Genomic DNA, 23,530 nt, shown 5'->3' on the forward strand with positions numbered 1-23,530 from the left:
GGGGATATTGGTGAAAGTGCAAGCTATGTGACCTAAGTGGCATAGCTTGCACTGTTTGTTAATCCTGGCTCAGGCGGATAGTCTGAGCCAGGATTGTACGCCGCGAGGAGCGTGCGATTAAATACACTGAGAGTATAGCGATGCCGACAAGTGCCAGAAGCGTGAAGACCAGCGATAGAGGTGGTTGGACCCTCACAGGGAGCGTGTGCTGGAGCAGATTGTATTCTACGCCACTCAGATTGCCCAGAGTGCCAGCAACAGGAGTGCTGCTGATGATGAGATTGGGTATGAGAGTCAGAGTCAGTAGAAGGCCGAAAGTAATACCTATTGGTAGTGCTAATAAATAGATCAAGCCTTGTTCCCAGGCCAGCATTTGTGTCACCAGGAGAGGTTCGGTTCCAAGCGCGCGTAGAACAGCGAAATTTATTTGCCGCTCCCGCAGGCTATTCCAGGTCATCAAGGCGTTGCTACATGTCCCAAGTAACAGAGCCACAACTGTACCAAGGCCCAATAATATGAACAAATCCACTGTCAGGGGTCAGTGCGCAGTGTGTCGAGCAAGGCTCGTCTATCTTTTAGCTCAGTGATGTGCAATGCTGATGCGCTCAACTGAGAACGCAACTGCGTCAGAAGCGCTGGATCATCGCTAGTGCGCAGCCAGAACTGAGTGAGAGTCATTGGTTGCTTATCTGTTTGCGCGCGATAAGTCGCAAGCGTCTGATAGTCTACAAGTAGTGCCGGTGTTACGCTTAAGTCGTTGGAGGTCTTTAATTGTGGCGAGTCATACATACCCTCAATCTCGTTCACGCGAGCCACGGCGAAAAAAGTCGTCTTATAGCTTTTGCCCGAAGCATAGGAAGTGAGCGTAAACGTTTTGCCGGGTGAGAGGTGCAACTCATCCCAACCCAGCGCATCGATGAGGGCGGGAACTACGTGCTGCTGAATAGCCATATCTCGCTTTGCTACGAGTGTGCGCATAAGCTCGCTTAAGGGTTGCTCAGCGTTTCGGTTACTCCAGAATGTTGCCTGAGCATATGTTGAGGAATCGATGGCTCGTATGCGTGTGGCATGGCTCTGATCGATAAAGCCGACAATCTGATTGCCGACGGAGGCTGCCTTCACGCCTTTGAGCGTTCCTAAGGAATGATAGGCATTGGGCACAGAAGAGATTGAATTGTCTGATATGGTTCCACTGAAATCCGCGATATTCTCATAGCGTGCTAGCTCAGTGAGGCGTAACTGTTGTGAGTTGCTAAAGATGAGTGTGAGCATGATAAAAGAAGACGCAAGCGCGAGCAGGAGGGATACCTGCAAGGGGCGTTGGGGAGAGCGTGTCATCTGCGCTAGAGCGAGCATGAGGGGTGCTGCTCGTCCACGACTTGCCAGGGATGCCAGAAAGTTGAGTACGCGTGGAGCCAGGCGTAAGAAACAGAAGGCAAGCCCCAGAATCAGGAAGAATGGGGCTAGAAGCGCGAGAGGGGTAGCGATTACAAAAAGCACGTCGTCAGAGAGTAGTGTGCGCAGGCTGTAGGCGTAGTTTGCCAGGAGATAGAGGCAAATCGCGATTAGCGTTGCAAAGATATCCAGGTAGAATCGCTCCCAGAAGGGACGACGTGTTGCGCGTGCGGTCTCTTTGCGCAAGGTGAGAATATTCAACCTCAAGCTTTGAATGAGGGTGAGGATGAGGATACCCATGCCAGCGAGGAAGGCCACGAGCATGTATGGTGAAGTACTCAGTATTGTATGCCAGGGATTGCTCCATAGAACATCGACTGCGTCTCGCCCTAGCGGTTGGAGGAGTGTGCGCGTTACAGAGCTTACAACGAGTGGTGCGCAGATGGTACCTATAGCTACCGCCAGTAGGGCCGCTATCAAACCCTGGAATGTGAACGAGAGCATAATTTGAAGTGAGCTTGCTCCCCGACTTCGTAATATCGCGATAGTGCCTGACTGGCGTTCGACGAGCAAGGAAATCAAGAAACTCATGAAGAAAAGGTCGAGCAAGATTGTGGGAAGCGAAATGATCAAGACAGGCACATGCGAGAGCGCCAGATGGGTGCTCAACTGATTCAGAATCGAGGGGCCATCGCCCAGGATGGGACTTCCAAAGGCCTGCCCTGCTAAATAAGGAGGGTCGAAGTTGAGAAAATTATTGTCTTGGGGAGTGCTAGCTTTACTAAAGCCTGTTCCCGCATCTCTGAGATCCTGACGAAATTGATTATACTGTTCAATGGTTAGATGTGAGGGATCGATAAAAAGGTCCCAACTGGCGAAAATAACCTTATCAAAGACGAACGCCTCACGAGTTAGCGGACCCTGATAGATCTCCGACTTAATGGTAGGAATATTTTCATGCTCAAGACGATCCTGGCACCAGAGGGCGAGGGCATTGCTTGAGAGTAGGAGAGGGAAGCTCACAGGCTGAGCTCTCTCTGGATTAATACGTGTCGGAAGGAAGTTTGTGCCACGCCAGAATATGTCGTTGGCATTCACATCTATGAGACCAACGACGCGCATGGTAAGTTCTGTGTTATGGACGAGGTGGGGATCTCTGGTAAAGCCTGCTAGATCCTTCTCAGTGGGACTTGTAAAAAAGGTGATGTTGGTAGTGATGGTTGAGCCAAGAGAAATATTCAGCGCCTGCGCTACTTGGGGCTTGAGAGCTACCTCCAGTTCGCTGCCAGCATTGTTTGTCGGGAACCTACCCTGAATAAGATGGACGTGATTGCGCATCTGGACGTTATCAGTCGTAATGAAGTTGAGTTGATCGCCTGCATTGGGGTTTGTGGGTGTGAGAAGCGGAAAGCCGCCTACCCGATATTGCGCCTGCACTTCCGGTTTTAGATAGGGGGCGAGATGCGTTCGGAAGGGTTCTATGGTCGTAGCCTGCATTGACTTGAGCAATTGGGGTGAGAGTGCCATTGCGTTCGCACTTAATGTCAGGCGTGAGTTTTCAGGTGACACGCGGATTGATTGGCGCAGACTGGCGGTACCGGTTACTTGTTCAAGAAGTGGGATTGCGCACAATAAGAGGATTGCAAAGCTCATACCCAAACAAATGATAAAGAGCAGCATCCAATTTGAGCGCCAATTCCATCGTGTGAGGTGGGCTACAGATGAAGATGTTGTCCTCAGAGATTGTGTGAACGGGCGGAACCAGATAGCGAGTTGCATCCCTATAACTCCTTTATGGCTAAATCCTCTCCCTGTCGAGGCTCTTTTGAGCTTTGAAGGCCACGCTCTGCCTTTTGTGATCAAATATTTTGATCAATTATACACTTGTTCTCATTCAACTTCCATTACCCATGCTAAGTCTTCTGCGAAAACTAATGCTACTGGTCTCAGTTAGCACACACTTTCTCAGGTTTTTGGATAAGGAGTGAAGCCATAGTTGGAGGAAATGGCACGACGGTGCGTGGCCCAGCACTTAATGGTATCCTCGAAAACGCTAAAAATGGATCTTTGTAGGGGGCCATTGACGTATTATACTTGGCCCATCAAAGAAGCTTGGTTAGGTAAATAGAATCTGAAGGAGAAAAATAATATGGGTACAAGAATGAACTACTCTAAGGCTGCTCCAGGAGCCATGCGGGCCATGAATGGTGTTGAAAAATATATCGCTGATTGTAGCATTGAAACTTCTCTAAAGGAACTTGTACGTTTGCGTGCCTCACAGATAAATGGTTGTGCCTACTGTGTCGATATGCATAGTCTGGATGCTCGTGCTGGCGGAGAGACTGAGCAGCGCCTATATGCTCTTCCTGTGTGGCGAGAGACCCCCTTCTTTAGTGAGCGCGAGCGTGCTGCTCTGCTCTGGACAGAGAAACTCACCCAGATTTCAATTGATCAGGTTCCAGACGAGGTGTTTGAGCAGGTACGCTCTCACTTTAACGATACCGAACTGACGGATTTGACACTGCTCATCGCAACTATCAATGCCTGGAACCGTTTCGGCATTAGCTTCCGTGATGAGCCTGGGTACTATAAGCCATAATCGTTTTGTAATTAAAGCGGTTGTATGCGTGATGGGAAAACAATCAAGGAGAAGCCACAGAACTGTTGCTTCTCCTTGATATAAGTCAAGCTAGCACCAAATGTGCAAGCAGTATTTCATGATAATAGTAGGATTACGCGTCTTTACTAGAAAGGATGCGCGTAAGCTTTGTCCCACACACAGAACAGGTTCCCTGCATCGCAGGTTTCCCGTTTTTCATCTCGATTTTGTGGGGATCCTTCATTTCGCGCTTTTCCTTACATTTCACGCAATATGCGACGTCTGCCATAGACAGACCTCCTTTCAATGTGAACTGAAACCAAATATATCATACCCACGCAAGCAGAATATATTTGACTTTTATTATTCACGTTTCTCAAACATGTTTGGGAGCATTTTTATACTCCTTGAGGTACTTTTTGGATACCTCCCTATCCCTGCTATCCCCCTTCGTTTTCGGATTCTTCCTTCCCAATTAGCTGTCAAAAATTTCAGTGGTAAACCCGCATCTAGAGCGGACTTATCCAATTAGATGTGAGTGTATTTTGCGCGGAAAATGGGGCACCGAAAATCTAAATGAGTTCTCTTCAGTGCTCTCAGACACAGAAAAGAAGCTCAATTTAGAAGAAAAGAAAGTTGCCTCATATCCATTTTTGACAATAGTACTTCTTTCCACTGAAAAGGCACAGTGCGAAAGAAAAAGAAAAAAAGCGACTTACTAGCAAATCCATAAGCTTGATGTTACTAAAATCCGATTGTGGTCTTTGGGATTGAAGCGGCGCTTGAGGTGTATATTTTGTTGTCGCCAAGAGACAATGCTGAAAGTCAGGAAAGGTCGGGAAAAGCGAATAGTTTCCAGATATGCCTTGGATAAACTAGCCTGAAGCTTCTTCTGTTCGATTTTGGGATTTTGCTCCTTCTTCTGTGTGTTTCAGTTCTTGTGCAAGTTGAGTAGATAGTTCTTGAGCCTCGATTGTTTTAGGGTGGACATTGCCCAGAGACTGAGAACGAATTTCCAGAGCTTGTTCAACAAGAGATCGTGCTTCTCTCAGCTTGCCTTGCCTCTGAAAAAAGATAGCCAGATCATGTAGCGATTGTGCTGTTTCAGGATGCTGTCGGCCTAGATGTTGTTCTCGGATGGCAAGCGCTTGTTGATAGATTGGCTCTGCCTTCACGTACTCCTCCTGATCACGGTAGAGGTTTGCCAGCCCATTGAGTGGTTCCGCTACCAGAGGATGTGTACGGCCTAATATTTGTTCTCGGATAGAAGTCGCGCGTTGATAAAGCGGTTCTGCCTTTGCATATTTGTTCTGCATGCGATAGAGTTCTGCCAGATTGTTCAACGAGGTTGCAACTTCGGGATGGCTGGAACCCAGGTTCTGTTCTCGGATGGCAAGCGCTTGTTGATAGCGTGGTTCCGCCTCTGTGTATTTGCCCTGCATGCGGTAGAGTTCTGCCAGATTGTTCAATGAGGTCGCCACGTTAGGGTGATCTGACCCCCAAGTTTGCTTCCAAATATGCAGAGCTTGTTGATAACGTGGTTCCGCCTCTGCATACTTCCCCTGTTCCCAGGAAAGATTTCCCAGATTGTTCTGCGCGCGAGCTATATTCAGCTGGTCGTGGTCCGGGCTCTGTTCCCAGATAGACAAAGCACGCTGTAAGAGTTTCTCTGCTTCCGCATATTTCCCCTGGTTCCAGTAGAGGGCTGCCAGGTAGTTAAGCAAGGCTGCTACCTTGAGATGCTCGGGGCCTAAAATTTGCTCTTGAATGCGTAACGCACGCAGATAGAGCGGCTCCGCTTCCATATATCGCCCACGTTCACGAAGATACTGAGCTGTCTTGTAAGCTAAGGATGCTAGAGCGAGGGAATCCTCAACCGTAAGTCTATTCAGGCATAGCAGTGCATGTGGTAAGAGCCGCTCACATTGCTTCCAGATGGGATATTCTGTTGTCGGCTGCACTTCGGGTAACACGACATCAAGCGCTTCAATGATTCTCCTGGTCCACTCTTGTCGTTCTGTTTCTGTCATAGTATCCAAGTGAACTGCCTGTACGAGTCGATGGATCGAAAAGGTTTGTGCTTCTGGTTGACGAGATAACAAAGAGTAGGAACACGCGAGAGCGATCACTCTGTTCCAGTCCAGCACATCGCTACATACAGTTCCCAAAATTGGTCCGAGATGTGTTCCTCCCTGGCGAAAGAGTTCTTCGGGTATTGCATCTGGCTGTAGCAATGTACAGACCCGTAAGAGATCTCCCACCGCTGGATGGCGTTCAGCAGTCGCTGTGATCGCGAGGGCGAAGGTCGTGGAAACTGGCATGGGGTGATTCTGGCCTCCTTCTCCTCTCTGATGGAGCAGGATGGTACGTCGGGTATGGAAAAGTTCCAGGTAGGCAGGCAGACCACACTGCGTTTCTTCCAAGTAGGCTCCCGCTTGGTCGAGTGCCAGCGGAAGCCCTCCCATGAGCGTGACCAGGTTTACCGCAACAGCATACAGGGAAGATTTCTGCACGGATAGCTGGAGTACTTGCTCGTTGGTCGCATCTGCCTCCAACACTTTTGCCCGACATAATAAGAAAAGCATCCCTTCCTCATGTTCCATCGGCAATAGTTGCATCCCCCGCGCTCGCGTACCTAAGATCTGCAAACGAGTTGTGAGCAAGACTGCTCCATGTCGTGCGGATGGAAGAAAGAGATCTAAGATTCCCAGGTCGTCCACATTATCGAAGATGAGCAACCACTGACTATGCGTTGTCAGCCAGTGGCGAACTGCTGTCATGACGCGTTGCTGATCCCTGTCATCGCATTCTGGCAATTGAAGTGCCTTGGCAATCTGTAATAGACTTGAGGTGAGACTATCGTTGGTCTCCGCCCCAATCCAGAAGATTGCGCTAAACTCTTTGGCAAATCGATAGGCATATTCCAGGGCGATTTGTGTTTTACCCACGCCGCCCAGCCCGTAGAGTGCATATACATGGGTAGATTCAGCCTCTTGATTGGTATAGAGAGATGTATGGAGAGCTGTGAGGTATTCTTCTCGACCAGTGAAGAAAGGGTTGCGTGTATACGGGACGCACCAATGGAGTGTGTGGGAGGACGATTTTTTCTGATCTTCAAACAACTCTTCGAGGCTCAGTCCAAAGAAGCGGCTTAGTTGGACTCGGACGGAGGCTTGGGGAATCGCCTGTCCTTGCTCCCAACGGCGTATGCTTCGGGCGGAGAGTGCTAGTGCCTCAGCCAGAGCCTCTTGTGACAAATGACGCCGCAATCGTTCCTCACGCAAACGGTCTCCAAAACTCATAAATAGTGCCGTCCCTTCTGGATGTTCTGTCATATTTGTGTAAAATTAACTATGTAAATACAGTGTAAAAGAATATTATCGGCATGTAAAGCGATTGGAGCAAATTGACCTGAAAGTGTCCGGTAGTTGTCCTGTTAGGGGATGCTCTTTCTCTATTTATTTCTTATCATGAAATGCAGATAGATTGAGAGGTGAGCTCGGCGTAGGTGAGAGTGGAGTGCCCACATATGGATGAGGGGCCTGGCGCAGGCTAAAACGCCACGCCGACATATGCTGGGAAAAGCTGCCAATTTGTGTACTCCAATTCTGGTTTTGGCGTATATGATCGCTTTCAGAGTCAAGAAAAGATTATTTGCTAGGCATTTTCTCCCTCTATCCTCTCTAAAAGCCAATTCAGTATGTTATGCTCTCATAAGACACTAATTTTCCTTGCTACGTCATCCGTTTCTTCTCCAACGCTATAAGCTCACTTTGAGGGAGGTACTGGGTGTCGTGCTGGTGTTTTTGGAATACATAAAATAGGAGCGTATAATGGATGTAACTCCTTTTAGGGCATGGATGGGCCGGAAACGGCTTCGCTTACTCACCTTTGGCATACTGGCTCTCAGTTGTATTGTTGGCCTTATTTTCACTCCACAACTTCTCAATGCCTCTGCTGCCAATAGCGTGGCACTCCTCTCCCAGGGGCATTTGGCGGTTGCCTCATCAACCGAGAATGTCCTTCTTCCCCCATCGGCGGCGGTAGATGGCAAGGCTGAGACCCGCTGGTCCAGCGCCTATAGCGACCCGCAATGGCTGGCTATTGACCTTGGGGCATCTGTCAATGTTGGTCGTGTCGTACTCCAGTGGGAAACCGCGTACGCGAAGGCATATAAGCTTCAGGTTTCTGATGATGGGAAAAAATGGACGACTATTTATACACAGCAGGCCGGGCATGGCGGAACTGAGACCATAAGCGTTTCTGGCAAGGGTCGGTATATCCGTATATATGGCACAAAGCGCGCCACTGAATATGGCTATTCGCTTTGGGAATTTAAAGTATATGGTCAGGATAGTAAGGCCCCCAGTACTCCTACCGCCACGGTAAGTACTCCCCCTGCTACGGGAATTACCCCTACCGCCACTGGTGAGAGCGGTACATCGCCATCGGGCCAGAATATGCCACTGGGTGATATTGCTGGGTGGCATCAGGTCTTTACTGAAGATTTCACATCGGATGTGGCGGTTGGAGACTTCCCTGGCCCTGCCTATGATAAAAAGTTTACTATCTATCAAGATGGTTGGCCCGACACAGCAGGCCAACTGGGATCGCCATCAAAATATTATCCTTCTAAAGTCCTGAGCGCCAAAAACGGCCTATTGAACCTGTATTTACATACAGAGAATGGTACTCCAATGGGGGCAGCGATCCTGCCTATCCTGAAGAACCACTTGTATGGGAGATACACGATTCGCTTTAGATCAGATTCGCTCAAAGGTTTTAAGACGGCCTGGCTCCTGTGGCCTGATAGTCAGAATGGAGGAATCTCGGCTAAAGATGGAGAGATTGACTTCCCCGAAGGTGATCTCGATAACACGATCAATGGCTTTATGCATCCACGTGATGGTAGCGAGCAGGATGCGTTCGATAGTGGTGTGACCTATACATCCTGGCATACCGCTACCCTTGAGTGGTCTCCAGGCAAGGTGCGCTTTATCCTTGATGATAAGGTTGTTGGCGTATCAACACGAGCGATACCCAATGTTCCAATGCAGTGGGTCATACAAACTGAGTCATGCCTTGATGGTTGCCCATCCCCTTCGACGCGTGGCAACTTGCAAATTGATTGGGCTGTTGCCTATGATCCAGCATAAGACTCGTATCATTTGGGCCTAGCTTATCGTTTATAGTTGCGACATCTGTCCCTGATGTCCTCCAATGAACCAACGACCATACGATGTTCAGGTTTATTGGAGGACACCTTTGTTGTGAAGCGTGAAGGTTGTCACTTTCAGACACCTTTTTGTCACTTGTAGCTCTGGCGTTTTCCTCTCCACGAGTTTATGCTGTACGCAATGAATGCAATTCTCTGTATGAAGCTTGTTGGCTTATACGATGGAAAGGAATGTGCCAGTCTATGTTGACTGAAAATATGCGCGCTTGTTATGAAGAGAATGGTTATGCGATTGCGAGGGAGTTGTTTACACCCGATGAGGTGGAGCACCTGCGCGACCATTTTGTAGAGTTGCGGGCGAGAGGTGCTCATCCTGGCGATTTAGTCGGAGTTGACGCGGAAAGTAGCGATCCACTGAAGCACTATCCTCGGATGATTCATATGCACCATTGGGACGAGACGAGCCTTACATGGTTGTTAGAGCCGCGTCTGAATGAAGTTTTGACAGGTCTTTTAGGTCGCGAACCATATGCTGTCCAGACGATGCTGTACTTTAAGCCTGCGGGTGCCCGAGGTCAGGCCTTGCATCAAGATCAATATTTCCTACGAGCCAGACCAGGGACCTGCATGGCAGCCTGGTTGGCGCTGGATGATTGTGATGAAACCAATGGCTGCATGCAGATTGTTCCTGGTAGCCATACCTGGCCTCTGCTCTGCACTACTGAAGCCGATACAAAGAATAGCTTTACTGACGTGACGGTTCCTCTGCCTGAGGATCAAGAGATACGCCCGATGGTGATGAAGGCTGGAGATGTTCTCTTCTTTAATGGGACGTTGGTGCATGGTAGTTATCCGAATACCACCCAGGATCGCTTCCGTCGCTCACTTATTGGTCATTATATCTCTGGGGAGGCGGAACAGGTCTCGCAGTTTATGAAGCCCATTTTGCGCATGGATGGCACAGAAGTTGATCTTGATGCCAGCCTGCCAGGTGGCCCCTGTGGTGTGTGGGTCGATGAGGATGGTAAGCCAGTGATTGAAATGAGTGGCCAGGAGAAGGTGACCTCTTTCAGGACCGAGTAAGTATATAGTATAAACACAGTCTTTCCTATCATAAGGGGATGTGCATGAGACTTGGGATTTCTCCCAAGCCTCATGCACATCCCCTTACTTCTTTGAGCCTCGTAGGCGCAAGAGCCCATCCAACAAGAGAGAAGGGCCTTCTACGAAAGGTATATCGTTGACAGCTCCTGGCCCCTGAGTTATACTCTGGCTATTAATAAACCGAGTCTATGTTTATGAATGATATGCAGATGTCCGTGAAAAAAGGGGTCATATAGTATGAGCTCTATTGCTGCTGCGACCATCTTTCGCCTCATCCAGATCGTGTGTTTTCCGTTTGAACTGGTGGGATATATACTTTTTGCGACAAAAGGCATCCTTTTCAGGCGCAAAGCAGGTGTATCAATGACGGCGCTCGCACCTTTGTATATGCGATATGTGCGCCACCATTTGGGAGCAATGCCTGATGAGCCAGCGGTTCGGTTGATGATGGCTCTTCCTAATGTCTCTCGCTTGGGTCTACGCCTTTTTGTAGGTCCTGCGATCCTAGCTAATCGTCTCACCGGGTTTGTGCCAGCAGTCTATCGCTACCCCTATCAGGGAAAATCATCTGTGGCGTACGAGTCTGCAGCCCGAACGGCTTTCTTCGACGCGGCGCTGGCTCGCCATCTCGGCGACATCAAACAGTTTGTGCTTCTTGGCGCAGGCTGGGATACACGGGCCTTTCAGCTATCCAATGAAATATGCTGCTTTGAGATCGATACAGAAGATACTCAGCGGACAAAACGTGCCATGATGGGAAAGGTTGGCTTGGACACGACACGGATTACATTCGTGCCTGCCGATTTTCTCAAGGAGGACTGGCTTGAGAAGTTAGTAAATGCTGGCTTTGATCCGAAGAAGCCGAGTTTCTTCTTGTGGGAGGGCGTAACTATGTATTTGGACCGGGAGTCCGTCGAGGAATCATTACGGAAAATCGCGAGCCTCGCTCCTGGCAGTGTCGTTGCATTCGATTACTTCAATGCGGACTTGATCAGATCTCAGTCGTTTCAAATGCGTTATATTAGAGCTGTGCTCAAGGCCACTGGCGAGCCAATCACCTTCGGAATTGAGAGCGCGTCACCTTCGAGTCAGCATGTGGCGGCTTTCCTGGCGTCCTGTGGGCTTGAGATGGAAGAGCAATGCAATTTTGGGGAAGAGACGGACGCAATTCCTGCCATCGCAGGGTTTGTCACCGCGCTTGTGTCTGTACGATGAATTGTTTCGTTAACATCTTCGAATGACATGAGCTATACTGGTGCTGACTGGTGAACGACCGCAAGCACTTACTACGATCTGCTAAAAGCTCACGTACAAGTTCAAGGGGTACCTTTCTAGCGTCCCTGCTGGAGAGGTACCCCTCGAACTTGTACGTGTTCCCCTCAACTCTTCGATGAGTGTTACTCATAAGAATGAGGAGAGCGACGTTTTATGGATGGGTCCATGAATACCATGGGGTATCATATTGGAGTCCACTCTTCTGATAGGTGAAAGCATATTGGACGACATTGCCAGGGTTCACCCCGCCAACAGTGTATTCCCAGCGAGCATTGCCACTATTGTATGTCATATAGACATTCTGCTGACCACCCCCGGCAACGATATAGTGAACGATGACATATCCCGCTGTCCAGCCAGTAGGCTTAAAGGTGAGTAGAGCTTGATTGGTGCCAGTGCTGCTTGCGCTATAGGTGTAGCCGTTTCCTGGTGCTGAGGTAGGAGTTGGGGTAGGGGTAGTGCCGCCACCAGAGCCGCCAGCCACGGATACCTGCACATTGTCAACGAGCATGGAGGCTCCCGATTGAGTCGCGGAGGTTGGACCACCACCAAAGGCGGCAGGGAAGCCACCTCCCATTGCCAGATCGAAGATGATGAAGAAACCGTGGTCAACCGCACTTGACCAGGTCGACGCGTCGACTTGATTGGCGTTGACGGTAAAGTAGTTAGAACCGTCCAGGTACCAGCGGATTTGCTCAGGAGAAACGCTCCTATCGACGATCATGGAGTAGGTGTGGTAGCTGGTCTGGCAGCCAGAGCAGGCTCGTTGACCGCTTCCAATACCAGTGGTCTCGTTACAGGGACCACCAGGACTCACGCCGCAGTGGAGCGTACCGAAAACTGAGCTCAGGCCATTGATATCCTCCATGATGTCAATTTCGCCATCATGAGGCCAGTTCTGGTCTACGCGGAACTGCGCACCAAGCATCCAGAACGCGGGCCAGTAACCCGCTGCCGCCGCCCCGGAAACATTGGGTTGCTGAATGGACGCGCTGACCTGTAGCTGACCGCCGGCAGGTGCCGCGAAATCTGCGCGCTGCGTCTCGATACGCCCAGAGGTCCAGTTCCCATTGCCATCGCGCAGAGCCGTAATCTTGAGATGGCCGCTTCCATCTCGTTGTACATTTGCTGTACTGCTCGTCATGTTCTCGATTTCACCGGTGCCCCAGCCGGTTCCAGTATCATAGCGCCAATCGGAGGTGTTGACGCCCGTGCCGGCTTGCCCGTCGAAATTGTCACTCCAGACCGGTGTCCAGGTGACATCCGCACGGGCCTGGGCTATCTTATTCGAGAAGATGGCACCAGAGGCCGCAGCCAGAAGTGATAGGAGCACTAGTAGCGTCACAATAAGAAGTGTACTGGGTTGATGACGTTGTCGGGGATCGTTTCCCTGAACCCCTTGAGGATGCATCTGCATTGATTACCTCTTTCTCATCCTTGATAGAAGCGAGCGAAGCAGAGAATACTTCACGCCTCACACGACAAACAGATGTTTATGAGATGCGGATACTGCGCTTCAGTATCCACGGAAGGGTTTCTCATATCAAAACAACATGCCGCCACTATGACAGGATTTATTTTTCGTAAAAGAGGCTTTTGAAATAATATATTTATTGAATAAATGGCGAAAATCAGGTTATAAACCAATTGAAAGTGTCCTGGGGACACCACTTGACGTGCGTACAACGAGATGAGTTGGGATCTGAATACGCGGAGAAGTGTCCTCCTGTTCAGAGTGCATCGATTTTTGGGTTTCTTCAGCTTCAGGGTGATTGAGCGCTTCTTTTCCTGTATGGTGATGTTGATCAATCATTGTTACCAGAGTTTCAAGGGCTTGCCGACCCATCTGGGAAAAGGGTTGTCGTATGGTAGTAAGAGAGGGTCGGGTAAGTGCCGAGAAGTTGTTATCATCGAAGCCGACAACGGTTATCTCCTCTGGAATCTGTATCCCTAGTTGTTCAGCCACATCCAAGACTCCATAAGCCATTTGATCGTTCGCGACAAAGAGAGCTGTGGGCCAGTCGCTCTTCTCACGCGAGAAGAGCTGTATAGCGCACTGACGCCCACTATCAGGCACGAATGTACCTTGGAAAACCAGGGCTGGATCGAGGATGATACCGGCATCACGTAAGGCGTGAGCATATCCCTGGTACCGTTCGATGGCGCAATAATAATGTTGAGGCCCCATGAGGTGAGCGATACGCGTATGCCCGAGGTCGAGCAGGTAGCGTGTAGCCTGATATGCGCTGGTATGATTATCGACGCCCACCCAGGGGAGTGAGGTTGGTTCAGCCTGGTCATCTATTGTTACCAGGGGAAAGCCTTGCTCAAAGCGGTAGGTGAGGTGGCTCATCAGCTCACCGGGAAAGATCGCTAACAGGCCAGAAACAATCTTCAGGCGTAGAATATTGTCGAGCACATCTGAGTGATTGCGCTCCAGGCCGATACTGTAGAGGACCATCTCGTAATGTGTTTGCTCAATGTACTCGGCTACCCCCTGCATGATCTCAGGGACGGAAGGCCATGTTAAAGGTGGGGCAAGCACACCTATCAGGCGCGTGTGGCCATCTGCTAGTCCGACAGCGATAACACTGGGAATAAAATTATGCTCTTTTATAACGCGCTGCACACGTTCACGTAAGAGTCCATTGACAGACGGATTATGGTTGAGGACGCGTGAGACGGTTGCTTTTGAGACACCTGCAAGGCGAGCTATATCCTGGATAGTCAATTTATTGTGCATAGCGTGCTCCATGCTGTGCGCTCTTGACGTTCGGTACTCATTCTTTTGCCCGTAAAATGGCGGAGTATACATAGATAAGTGATAAAAACTCATCTATGTATTGATGTTAAATATGGTGTAAAATGCGAATTCTGCCTCTAAAGAGAGAGTAACCTAGAAACCGGTTTCTGTCAAGAGAATGAGAGCTCGCACTATTTATTTGATTGAGGAATTTTTTTCTGTATCTTATAGTAATTCCAGCGAAGGGCGGATTGAACTGTGTTGATGGTTCCATTTCTCCCAATTTTGGAATGCTTTAAGGCAACGTATGCCTGAAGATGCTGCTTCTTAGCGGCCAAAAAACCTGCAAGTTACTCATTATCATCCTCTTCCTTATTTTTTGCAAGTTGGGTGTAGAGTTCTTGTATGGCAAGCGTTTTAGGGTGTGTTTCTCCCAGAGAGGATAAGCGTATCTCAAGGGCTCGATTTGTTAGCGAGAGTCCTCTACTTAGATCTCCTTGCATTTGCGAGAGGATAGCTAGATCATGTAATGTTTCAGCTATATCTGGGTGATGTTGTCCAAGTTGTTGCTCGCGCATTGAGAGAGTCTGCTGATATTGAACTTCGGCTTCCGCATACTTGCCTTGATCGCGTGAGAGGTTTGCTAACTCATTGAGGACCATAGCCACATAGGGGTTATCCGTTCCCTGGCTCTGTTCGTAGATATGCAAAACTCTTTGATAGAGTGGCTCTGCCTCAGTAAATTTGCCCTGCATTCGGTAGAGTTCAGCGAGACCATTGAGTGTTTCCGCGACATCGGGATGATTAGGGCCGTTGGTCTGCTCACGAAGGCGAAGGACACGTTGATAGAGCGATTCCGCTTCTTCATACTTGCCCTGATCTTGAGCGAGCTCCGCTAAATTATGAAGTCCCTGAGCGATATCTGGGTGATCGGGGGAATACGTTTTTTCTTGGATTTGCAACGCGCGTCGAAAGTAAGTTTCTGCCTCAGCATATTTGCCCTGTTCCGCATAGAGAATTGCTAGATTATTGAATGGATATGCGATATTGGGGTGATCAGGAGAAAGCGCCTGTTCCCAGATGTGCAACGCGCGCTGAAGGAGAGTTTCTGCCTTGGCATATTGACCCATTTTCCATTGGAGCAGGGCCATATAATTAAGGGTCGTTGCCACATCTGGGTGTTCCATGCCCAGGATTTCCTCTCTGATGCGTAACGCACGCAAAAAGAGCGGTTCAGCCTCAGCATACTGTCCCATCCTCCAGTAGAGTACTGCCAGATTATGGAGCGCCCGGGCCGTATCCGGATGATCTGGCCCTCGTTTTTGCTCCCAGAGGTGTAACGAGCGCTGATAATGTAGCATTGCCTCGGCAAATTGTCCGCGCTCACGCAAATACTGGGCGGCTTTATAGGTTAGCGATGCCAGGGCGAGAGCGTCTTCAGAATCATTAGTTCTCTGCAAGCAGAGTTGTACATGCGAGATCAATCGATCACACTGCCTTCTCCAGTTGGCATATTGCTCTATTTGTTGTTCCCCAGGAAACATGGAGTCGAGTGCTTTAATAACTCGCGAGGTCCATGCCTTGAGTTCTTCCTTTGTCATAGTATCTAAGAGGACCACTTGTAGTAGCCTATGGATCGAGAATGTCTGTGTCTCGGATTGGCGAGACAGTAAAGAATATGAACAGGCAACAGCTACTACCTGATTCCAGTCCAGTGGATTGCTACAGGCGGCTTCTAGAGTTGTACCAAGCTGCTTGGCTTCCTGGTGGAAGAGTTCTTCTGGGATTGCATCAGGCTGTAAAAGGGCGCAGACCCGTAGGAGATCCCTGACTGCCGGATGGCGTTGAGATGTTACATTGATTGCCAGAGTGAGCGTAGTAGAGACTGATGCTGGATGTTCATGTGCCCCTTCACCTCGCTGTTGAAGAAGCGTGGCGCGTTGAGTACGAAAAAGGTCAAGGTAGGTTGGCAGACCACATTGTGTTTCTTCCAGATAGGCTCCTGCTTGATCAAGTGCTAGTGGTAATCCCCCTGTGGCATTGACTAGTTCCTTGCCTGCGTCGTATTGAAGTGACTGGCTTGTAGAGAGCATGTGTACCTGTTCGGAAGTAGCTTTAGCATCGACCACCTTGGCACGCCGCAAGAGGAAGAGCAATCCTTCAATATCTTCCATAGGCGACAGGTGTATGCCTTTCGCGTGCGTTCCCAATGTCTGAATGCGTGTCGTAAATAAGATTGCTCCTTGCCGTGCGGTTGGGAGAAAACGGCCTACCATCTCCAGGTCTTCCACGTTATCTAAGATGAGCAGCCATTGATCATGTGTTGTCAACCAGTTTTGGACTGCTTTGATCATCTGTTGTTGGTCTTTGTCGCCCTGTTGCTCCAATTGAAGCAACTTGGCAATACCTCGTAGGCTGGAAATGATGCTTTCTGTGGTCTCTGCCCCGATCCATAGTACGGCTTGGTATTCCTGTGCATAACGATATGCATATTCCAAGGCAACCTGTGTCTTACCAACTCCACCTAGCCCATAGAGTGCATAGATGTGTGTAGCCGCAGGTGCTCGATTGGGCGTGAGCATTGCCTGAAGGGTTGTGAGGATTTCTTCTCTTCCAGTGAAGAAAGGATTGTGAGCATAAGGAATAAACCACTGAGAGGGACGTGGTGACTGGCTCTGCTTCTCATCCTCAAAAAGCTCATCGGGACTTAGGCCGAAAAAACGACTAAGTTGGAGCCGGACGGAGGCCTGGGGAAGGGCCTGCCCTCGTTCCCAACGACGGATACTCCTGGGCGAAAGGGCCAGCGCTTCCGCCATCGCTTCCTGAGACAGATGGCGGCGTAACCGCTCCTCGCGCAATCGTTGTCCAAAATGCATGGAAATAGCTTCTTCCTCCTGAAGATTCTGACATCCTTGTGTGATTTGCAGGTAATAAATACAGTATAAACAAAGAGAATCGGTAGGTAAAGCGCATGAGGCAAAGTGACCGGTAAACGTCCGGTTAATGTCCTGGTGAAAGACCATCAGATCCACTATGCTCATTGGAATTGAAGATAAGCTTGTAACACGAACAAAAGAGGTTGATACCTTTACGTATGCGCTTGCCATCAAGAAAAAGGATGGGACGACCTGGCTTTCTCTCAAGACAAGTTTAGTTCCGAATTATCTCCTTCTAATGAAACTGATTAATGATCAGCTTGCTACTATTGGCAAGGCATAAAAGTTGTTCTGTCTCCAGCAGTAGGATTTTTGATATGAAATAATGAATATTGGCCGAGTTATGCTTGATATATTGGCCCGGAGAGTGAGCCTACTCTAGGCTGGCCTTTTCGTTCCTCCTTCATGCCTTGCTTTGGCAAGCGCTGATGGCGAGACATAAAGGAGGTTGACTCAAAACTTTTCTTGACTTCTATTGTTTCTCAATTAGAAGCCGATGGCCTCTCCATCGTGAGGGATCAAGACTTGCTTCTCCAACCCTTCAGCCTCTATTCGCGCTCTCAAATTCGCTCGCGTGAGGAGGCAGTGATTAACAACCTCCATGTGAACGGCTATCACCTGTGCTTGTGGAAGCGCTCGAGATACTTGGCACACATCATCCTCATTCATCGTAATGGGACCACCCCCCGTAATGTAGCTAGCCGCCCCAGCGTTTAAGACGACGATGTTGGGTGAGAAGTGTTTCAACGCTTGCTCTACCTCAGGGCACCAGATAGTATCGCCAGCGATGTAGAGTGAGGGTTCGCCAGCCGCTGCAAGAACAAAGCCAGAGACTGGACCCATCTTTTTTCTGAGCTCTCCACTTCCATGCTGTCCTCCTGTTCGGAAAATCTGAAGCCCTTGCCAGTTCCTTTGCTGCTCGATTGGAAGAACAGTTGAGAAACCTGCCTGCTCAAAAACTCCCTGGTCTTCTGGTTGGCATAAAATGGGAAGATGCTTTGGTAAGAGAGACTGAGCGGAAGAATCCCAGTGATCGCGATGCGTATGCGTGACCAGAACCGCGTCAATCTTCCCAAGCAAGGTTTGTAGTTCCATTGAAGAGAGTGGGAGTTCGACCATCGGAATGCGCAGTTGATTACCGGCATTGGCGATTGGCTCCATTGCTTGAGCGGGGCTCAACATAGGATCGACAAGAATGGTGTGATTACCTGATGTGATGACCAGGGTTGCGTGGCGTAATAAATGGATTTTCATGGGATGTCTTTGCTTCTTTCATGATACTATATTTAGAATTATAGCGTTTATGCTCACAACTATCTAGCTGAAAGAGAAAGTATCTAACATTTTTATATTTCTCTCTATTAGAACACCAGGGGTCTCAACGTGCCAATTCGTGCCATCAAATAAACTCCCCTATTGAGCTATGTGGTGCCATACTCTCAAGAACAACGTTATCTTCCGCTATTATCAAGCAAATGTGCTGTTTTCTGCTAACCTTTTATATACCTCTATCGACTAGCAGAGAACTTGACTTTCATTTCTTTGTTGGGTACAGTTCGTTTATACAGTGTATGAATTATTGTGGAGGATCAAGGATGATCTTACCTTGCAAGGGCGCTCACGACCTGATTCGTGACCTCAATTATACATTGATCCTCACGTCGTTTCGACATCGCCCCCTTATTTCTCCATAAGCCTCTGTCTGTCTTCCTGATTGCTTTATGTCAATGTTGCTCTAGTCGTTGAACTTGCTTTTGGTTGGGATCTTTCCGGGCATTGTCATCAGGCACCATGATGGCGTCTGTAGTACAAGGAGGAACCGTATGCTTCATCGTTCCCACAGGCAATATCTCATTTCTTTGATAATGGCGCTTGCTCTATTTGGGCTGACTCTGGCTGGCGGACTGCCTAATGCACGCGCAGCAACTATCGTGACAGTCTATCCTACGCAACAATATCAGGTACTTCGTGGTTGGGGGAGTAGTATGGCCTGGTGGGCTAACTGGGCTGGCAGCTTGAGCGATACACAGCGCAATGCGCTGGCTGATGCGCTCTTTAATACGAATACAGGCATTGGTCTTAATGTGTTGCGCTATAACTTTGGGGCTGATGGCCCCGGAAACGTTTGCCACAATGCTATTGCTTCCGGCAAAGCGGGTGTTTATACCAATATTCCCACGTATGAGCCTTCGGCTGGTACCTACGATTGGAATCAGGACGCCAATCAACGTTGGGTGTTGCAGGCTGCCAAGCAGCGCGGCGCCAATCTTTTTGAAGGTTTTGTCAATTCTCCTCCCGCCTGGATGCTCACAAATAGCTGTACATCGGGTGCGAGTGGCAACGCAGAAAACCTGAGTAGTGCGCACTATGACGACTTTGTGAATTATATGGCCACGATTGCGCAGCACTTCCATGATAGCTGGGGCGTGACCTTCCAGACACTTGCTCCATTCAATGAGCCAACCCCTGGCTACTGGAACTTTCAGGGCGATCAGGAAGGCATGAATGTTTCAACCACGACACAGAACACCATCATCAAGAAGCTTGGTGTTGTATTGTCACAGACGGGTGTCTCCGCCTATACCTCTATCTCAGCCTCAGATGATACCTCTGTGGATCGCTCTAACTCAAACTACAATACCTATGATAGCCAGGCTAAAGGCTACATTGCGCAATATAATACGCATACCTATGGTGGAAGTGATAGCGACCGCGACTACGCATACAATACCATTGGGCAGGGCGATAATAAGCGCCTGTGGATGTCTGAATGGGGAACGGGCGCGCAAAGCAGTGAGATGGCTGCGGCTATTACGCTATCGAGGGAAATTCTGCGTGACGAACAGCATCTACATCCTTCTTCCTGGGTCATCTGGCAGGCGGCAGACAACTACTTCAATGGCTCAGGCTCAGGCAATGCTGGCTCGACCAGTGATCTCTGGGGCCTGGCTGCCACCGATAGTAGTGGTAATATTATCTACCCTGCGCGCTACTATGGATTTGGAAATTACTCCAAATTTGTGCGCCCCGGCTATCAGATGATTGGTAATAGCGATAGTAACACTTTCAGTGCTTATGATGCTGCCTCGAAGACGCTGGTACTTGTGGCGACCAATGGCAACACCACGGCGACTGATATGCAGTATAGTCTCTCAAACTTTACAAGCGTGGGTAGCATAGCGACGCCATATCGCACTTCATCGAGTGAGCATCTGGCTCAACTCTCCAGCCTCTCTATCGCGAATAAAACCCTGAGCACCTCGCTGCCTGCACAATCAATCACCACCTTTGTCATCCCTAATGTCACCTATACTCCCGCTCCGGTCTCCTATTCAAAGATTGTGAGCCGCAATAGCGGGAAGGTGCTCGATGTCCAGGGGCAATCAACCCAGGATGGAGGCTCGATCATTCAGTATAGCGATAATGGTGGCACCAATCAGCAATGGCAACTGGTCGATACAGGGGATGGTTACGTCAAAATCGTCAATCGTAACAGTGGAAAGCTGCTCGATGTCTCAGGGCAATCGACTGCCAATGGAGGCCCAGTCATTCAGTACCATGATAATGGAGGTGCTAACCAGCAGTGGCAGATTGTTGATATTGGGGGTGGGTATGTTAAGATCATCAATCGCCACAGTGGAAAGGCTCTTGATGTGACAGGTCAATCTACAAGCGATGGGGCGCCCCTGGAACAATGGGACTACTGGGGTGGGGCCAATCAGCAGTGGCAGATAGTCTCGGTTTAAAAGCACACAGTGAATACTGTTATTCGCTATTAGTGGAAATGAATGACCCTTACAAAGGACAGAATTGCCGTTTGTGATTTAAACCATCGGAGGCTGCTATAAAGCCAGCCTCCGATGTTCCTGTCGAAGAATTCCAATTGGTAGCATACATAGTGTTTATGACTGTATTTGTCGATGAATACATCTGTTTATTTACGAAATTCCAGATGAATGTCCTTCTGGTAGAAGGAACGAAGTCGATCCGCCTCGGCTTTGATTCTTTTCTCAATCGAAGTAGCTTGCGGAGGGAACATGTGAACCTTGATGTGAATCTGCGAGCGCTTGGGGCTGGATTGCCAGACACCTTGAATGGACCCGTTGACCAGAATGACAGCAGAGATCCATCCTTGTGGACGAAAGACGAGCTTCTTATGAATTGGAGGAAGAATCTCACCCAGTGTCCGTCCCACTCCAATTGTATACACATCAAACAGTGGAAGAAAATGGATCACCTCTGATCGTTCAGCATTTTGAATATGCTTTAGAGTAGTATCTAAGGCAAAGGCGTGCTGACCTTCTATTTCGACCTCTTTGACTTCGTCTTGCATTGACCGAAAGAGTTTTCTGGCATGAGAGAGGTTGCCTCCCCACCAGCGGGCGAAATCTTCTGGGAGGGCTGGACCATAGGCCTGTAGATATAGACGAACAAAGCGCTTAAGAGCCTGTTCCTGCTCTAGAGTGTCTTGAGCGGACCAGTTGCTTATCCACGTTTTGGGGTGTACAAAAGTGACGTTGGAACCCTGGCTTGGTCCGAAACAGAGATCGCCACGGTAGGCCGATGGTTTCAAAGGAGAGCCCCAATTGGCCGAGACGATGAGATCACGAACGAGAGCAATTCTTGTGTGTTTGGCGACAGCGTCAGCAAGTTGCTGGCGAGTCATCGGTCCCTGCTCCAAAACATGCGGGATTGCGGCGAGATAGGCTTCCTGTTGTGCCTGACTGCTTAAACCGAATTCAGCGAAATAGCGAGACCAGCTAGTATCTAACTGCCAGTTACGAGCTGCCACATAGAGAGGCAATTCGGTGGCTGGGAGCAGATGTAGCGTTCCTCTCATAGCCCAGGTTTTGATCAGAGTATGATCCTGCCAGAGAGCGGATTTAATGTCTTGAGCGGAGAGACCCTCCACACGAGAACACAACGCGAGTTCTGCGGCGGACATAACCTGTGCTTGAAAACCACCAATGCGCGTTACTATCTGGACCCAATCTTCTTTGGATATACGGGGGGTGAGACCATGTTGCGTTAACCGCCAGGTATGAACCTGATTCCATGTTAAGGTGTGCATTGCGTTTCCTTTATTTTGTTGTGCTTTTCTGCCTTTCGTTCTGTAGAAAACAGTATATGAGGAAAACCGGTTAGCCTGCGTCCTCTTTACGAGGGTTCTGACCAAAAAGAGGAAATTGGAAAGCAGGAGTACGCGTATCAATATATATGAATGCGGAGGGCGCAACCATAGAAAGATTGCAAAGCATAGAAGTTCCAGCAATGACGGAGCCACCATCAATGCTAGCTGCAGTTCAGGCTACATGGGTTTTCACATACGATTGGAGTAGGCGTATTGCAATACCCTATGAATGACAGTAAAGGGCTTGATGCTCAACTTATGACGATGCTCTATTATTTAAGTCGCTACGAAGTGTATCTATGTATGCTAGCTGCTCGCGTTGTTGTTGCAATTCCTTTTCCAGAGATAGAGTACGGCGTTGTATGCTTTGTTTGATAGTTTCAAGATCGAGAATAGTTTTACAAACCTCGCAAGTAATGGCAGGGCTCCCCAACGAAGTTGTGAAGAAATGCTCTTGTGGATCATAGCTTACTTCATGTCCACACTCACAGGAAAGTATAACCAGGCGAGCGAGTCTTTCCGCATGCAGAACTTCCTGATGTTTGGCTTGCCGTCGAGCAAGAGCTGTTTCTAGCAGGCCCATCATAGCGCCAAAAGCTTCAAGTACTTCGATAGAAGTAACTTGACCAATTTCTCCGAGTTTACGATAGCGCCCAGTGCCTATGTTCTTCTCTTGATAATGAGCATTAATCGTGAAAATTGCGTCATTGGGGTATGGCGAGAGTACTTGGAGACAATTTTCTGTTGAGGTTACCACACTTGTTTCGCCATCTTTGTTGATAATCTCAAGCGTATAACCCTTTTGCTTTTCTTGAAAAGTTATGATGTTGTGGTTGTTGACTGCCATTATGCTCAAAATCCTTCACTAGATTTATTGGAATCATGTGCATTCCGACGTCTCTAAGGCGCAAACGACAATGTTCTCAAGCCCATTGTAGAGCCGCAATAAGCAATGTAAAAATATTCGGATTATTTACTATTGCAAACCAGGAAATTAATTTGGGACGCTCTATTGTATATGGGCGTACTGTAACAAATTGTGTTTAATTCTGCAATCAATTCTTACCTATTGGTAGTTGAGCCTGTGTTTTTAACGTGAAAATTCTAGTCATAGAGGGCGTGGATAGAGACTGATAACAGAAGGAAGGGATGATGATGTGGATGCTTCAGA

At 48.8% G+C, this 23,530-nt stretch carries 15 protein-coding genes; 5 read left to right on the plus strand and 10 right to left on the minus strand.

All coding sequences use genetic code 11. The features are described 5' to 3' along the window. Positions 1–58 precede the first annotated feature (58 nt). Positions 59–511: an FtsX-like permease family protein gene (locus K3T82_RS24680; RefSeq protein ID WP_220196214.1), complete on the minus strand. Its 453-nt coding sequence runs from the start codon at positions 509–511 to the stop codon at positions 59–61. Positions 512–531: 20 nt separating this feature from the next. Continuing rightward, a complete protein-coding gene (locus K3T82_RS24685; RefSeq protein WP_220196215.1) occupies positions 532–3,174 on the minus strand; it encodes an ABC transporter permease family protein in 2,643 nt (880 codons plus the stop codon). A 370-nt stretch (positions 3,175–3,544) separates the two neighbouring features. Between K3T82_RS24685 and K3T82_RS24690 the strand changes: the two genes are divergently transcribed. Continuing rightward, positions 3,545–3,994, plus strand: coding sequence for a carboxymuconolactone decarboxylase family protein (locus K3T82_RS24690; RefSeq protein ID WP_220196216.1), 450 nt, complete (start codon positions 3,545–3,547; stop codon positions 3,992–3,994). Positions 3,995–4,127: 133 nt separating this feature from the next. Here K3T82_RS24690 and K3T82_RS50000 read toward each other — a convergent pair whose 3' ends face one another. Together K3T82_RS50000 and fxsT (K3T82_RS24700) are read right to left on the minus strand one after the other, a co-directional pair. After that, the gene (locus K3T82_RS50000) at positions 4,128–4,283 is read right to left on the minus strand and encodes a DUF5679 domain-containing protein (RefSeq protein ID WP_007920481.1); all 156 of its coding nucleotides are present in this window, start codon (positions 4,281–4,283) and stop codon (positions 4,128–4,130) included. Between the two features lie 586 nt (positions 4,284–4,869). Continuing rightward, positions 4,870–7,296, minus strand: coding sequence for an FxSxx-COOH system tetratricopeptide repeat protein (fxsT, locus tag K3T82_RS24700; protein WP_220196217.1), 2,427 nt, complete (start codon positions 7,294–7,296; stop codon positions 4,870–4,872). 531 nt (positions 7,297–7,827) lie between these two features. Here fxsT (K3T82_RS24700) and K3T82_RS24705 point away from each other — a divergent pair. From K3T82_RS24705 to K3T82_RS24715, 3 genes are all read left to right on the plus strand, one after another. Continuing rightward, positions 7,828–9,150, plus strand: coding sequence for a discoidin domain-containing protein (locus tag K3T82_RS24705; protein ID WP_220196218.1), 1,323 nt, complete (start codon positions 7,828–7,830; stop codon positions 9,148–9,150). A 263-nt stretch (positions 9,151–9,413) separates the two neighbouring features. Further along, on the plus strand, positions 9,414–10,253 hold the full coding sequence (locus tag K3T82_RS24710; RefSeq protein ID WP_236031494.1) for a phytanoyl-CoA dioxygenase family protein: 840 nt from the start codon (positions 9,414–9,416) through the stop codon (positions 10,251–10,253). A gap of 258 nt (positions 10,254–10,511) precedes the next feature. Then, complete coding sequence (locus tag K3T82_RS24715) at positions 10,512–11,489, plus strand: class I SAM-dependent methyltransferase (protein WP_220196220.1); 978 nt, start codon at positions 10,512–10,514, stop codon at positions 11,487–11,489. A 211-nt stretch (positions 11,490–11,700) separates the two neighbouring features. Here K3T82_RS24715 and K3T82_RS24720 read toward each other — a convergent pair whose 3' ends face one another. The 4 genes from K3T82_RS24720 to K3T82_RS24735 form a co-directional block, all read right to left on the minus strand. Next, on the minus strand, positions 11,701–12,966 hold the full coding sequence (locus tag K3T82_RS24720; protein WP_220196221.1) for a glycoside hydrolase family 16 protein: 1,266 nt from the start codon (positions 12,964–12,966) through the stop codon (positions 11,701–11,703). A gap of 219 nt (positions 12,967–13,185) precedes the next feature. Beyond that, positions 13,186–14,292 (minus strand): LacI family DNA-binding transcriptional regulator, encoded by a 1,107-nt coding sequence (locus K3T82_RS24725; protein WP_220196222.1) that lies wholly within the window; start codon positions 14,290–14,292, stop codon positions 13,186–13,188. A 350-nt stretch (positions 14,293–14,642) separates the two neighbouring features. Continuing rightward, positions 14,643–17,168 (minus strand): FxSxx-COOH system tetratricopeptide repeat protein, encoded by a 2,526-nt coding sequence (gene fxsT, locus K3T82_RS24730; protein ID WP_220196223.1) that lies wholly within the window; start codon positions 17,166–17,168, stop codon positions 14,643–14,645. A 546-nt stretch (positions 17,169–17,714) separates the two neighbouring features. Then, on the minus strand, positions 17,715–18,482 hold the full coding sequence (locus K3T82_RS24735) for an MBL fold metallo-hydrolase (protein WP_220196224.1): 768 nt from the start codon (positions 18,480–18,482) through the stop codon (positions 17,715–17,717). A gap of 569 nt (positions 18,483–19,051) precedes the next feature. Here K3T82_RS24735 and K3T82_RS24740 point away from each other — a divergent pair. Then, complete coding sequence (locus tag K3T82_RS24740; RefSeq protein ID WP_220196225.1) at positions 19,052–20,974, plus strand: RICIN domain-containing protein; 1,923 nt, start codon at positions 19,052–19,054, stop codon at positions 20,972–20,974. 188 nt (positions 20,975–21,162) lie between these two features. On the opposite strand, the gene K3T82_RS24745 is transcribed toward K3T82_RS24740, so the two are convergent. Both K3T82_RS24745 and K3T82_RS24750 read right to left on the minus strand, forming a co-directional pair. Then, a complete protein-coding gene (locus K3T82_RS24745; RefSeq protein ID WP_220196226.1) occupies positions 21,163–22,299 on the minus strand; it encodes a winged helix DNA-binding domain-containing protein in 1,137 nt (378 codons plus the stop codon). Positions 22,300–22,615: 316 nt separating this feature from the next. Beyond that, on the minus strand, positions 22,616–23,206 hold the full coding sequence (locus K3T82_RS24750; RefSeq protein WP_220196227.1) for a hypothetical protein: 591 nt from the start codon (positions 23,204–23,206) through the stop codon (positions 22,616–22,618). Positions 23,207–23,530: the final 324 nt, after the last annotated feature.

Origin of the sequence: Ktedonospora formicarum (assembly GCF_016587355.1) — a bacterium.
GTDB classification, from domain to species: domain Bacteria; phylum Chloroflexota; class Ktedonobacteria; order Ktedonobacterales; family Ktedonobacteraceae; genus Ktedonobacter; species Ktedonobacter formicarum.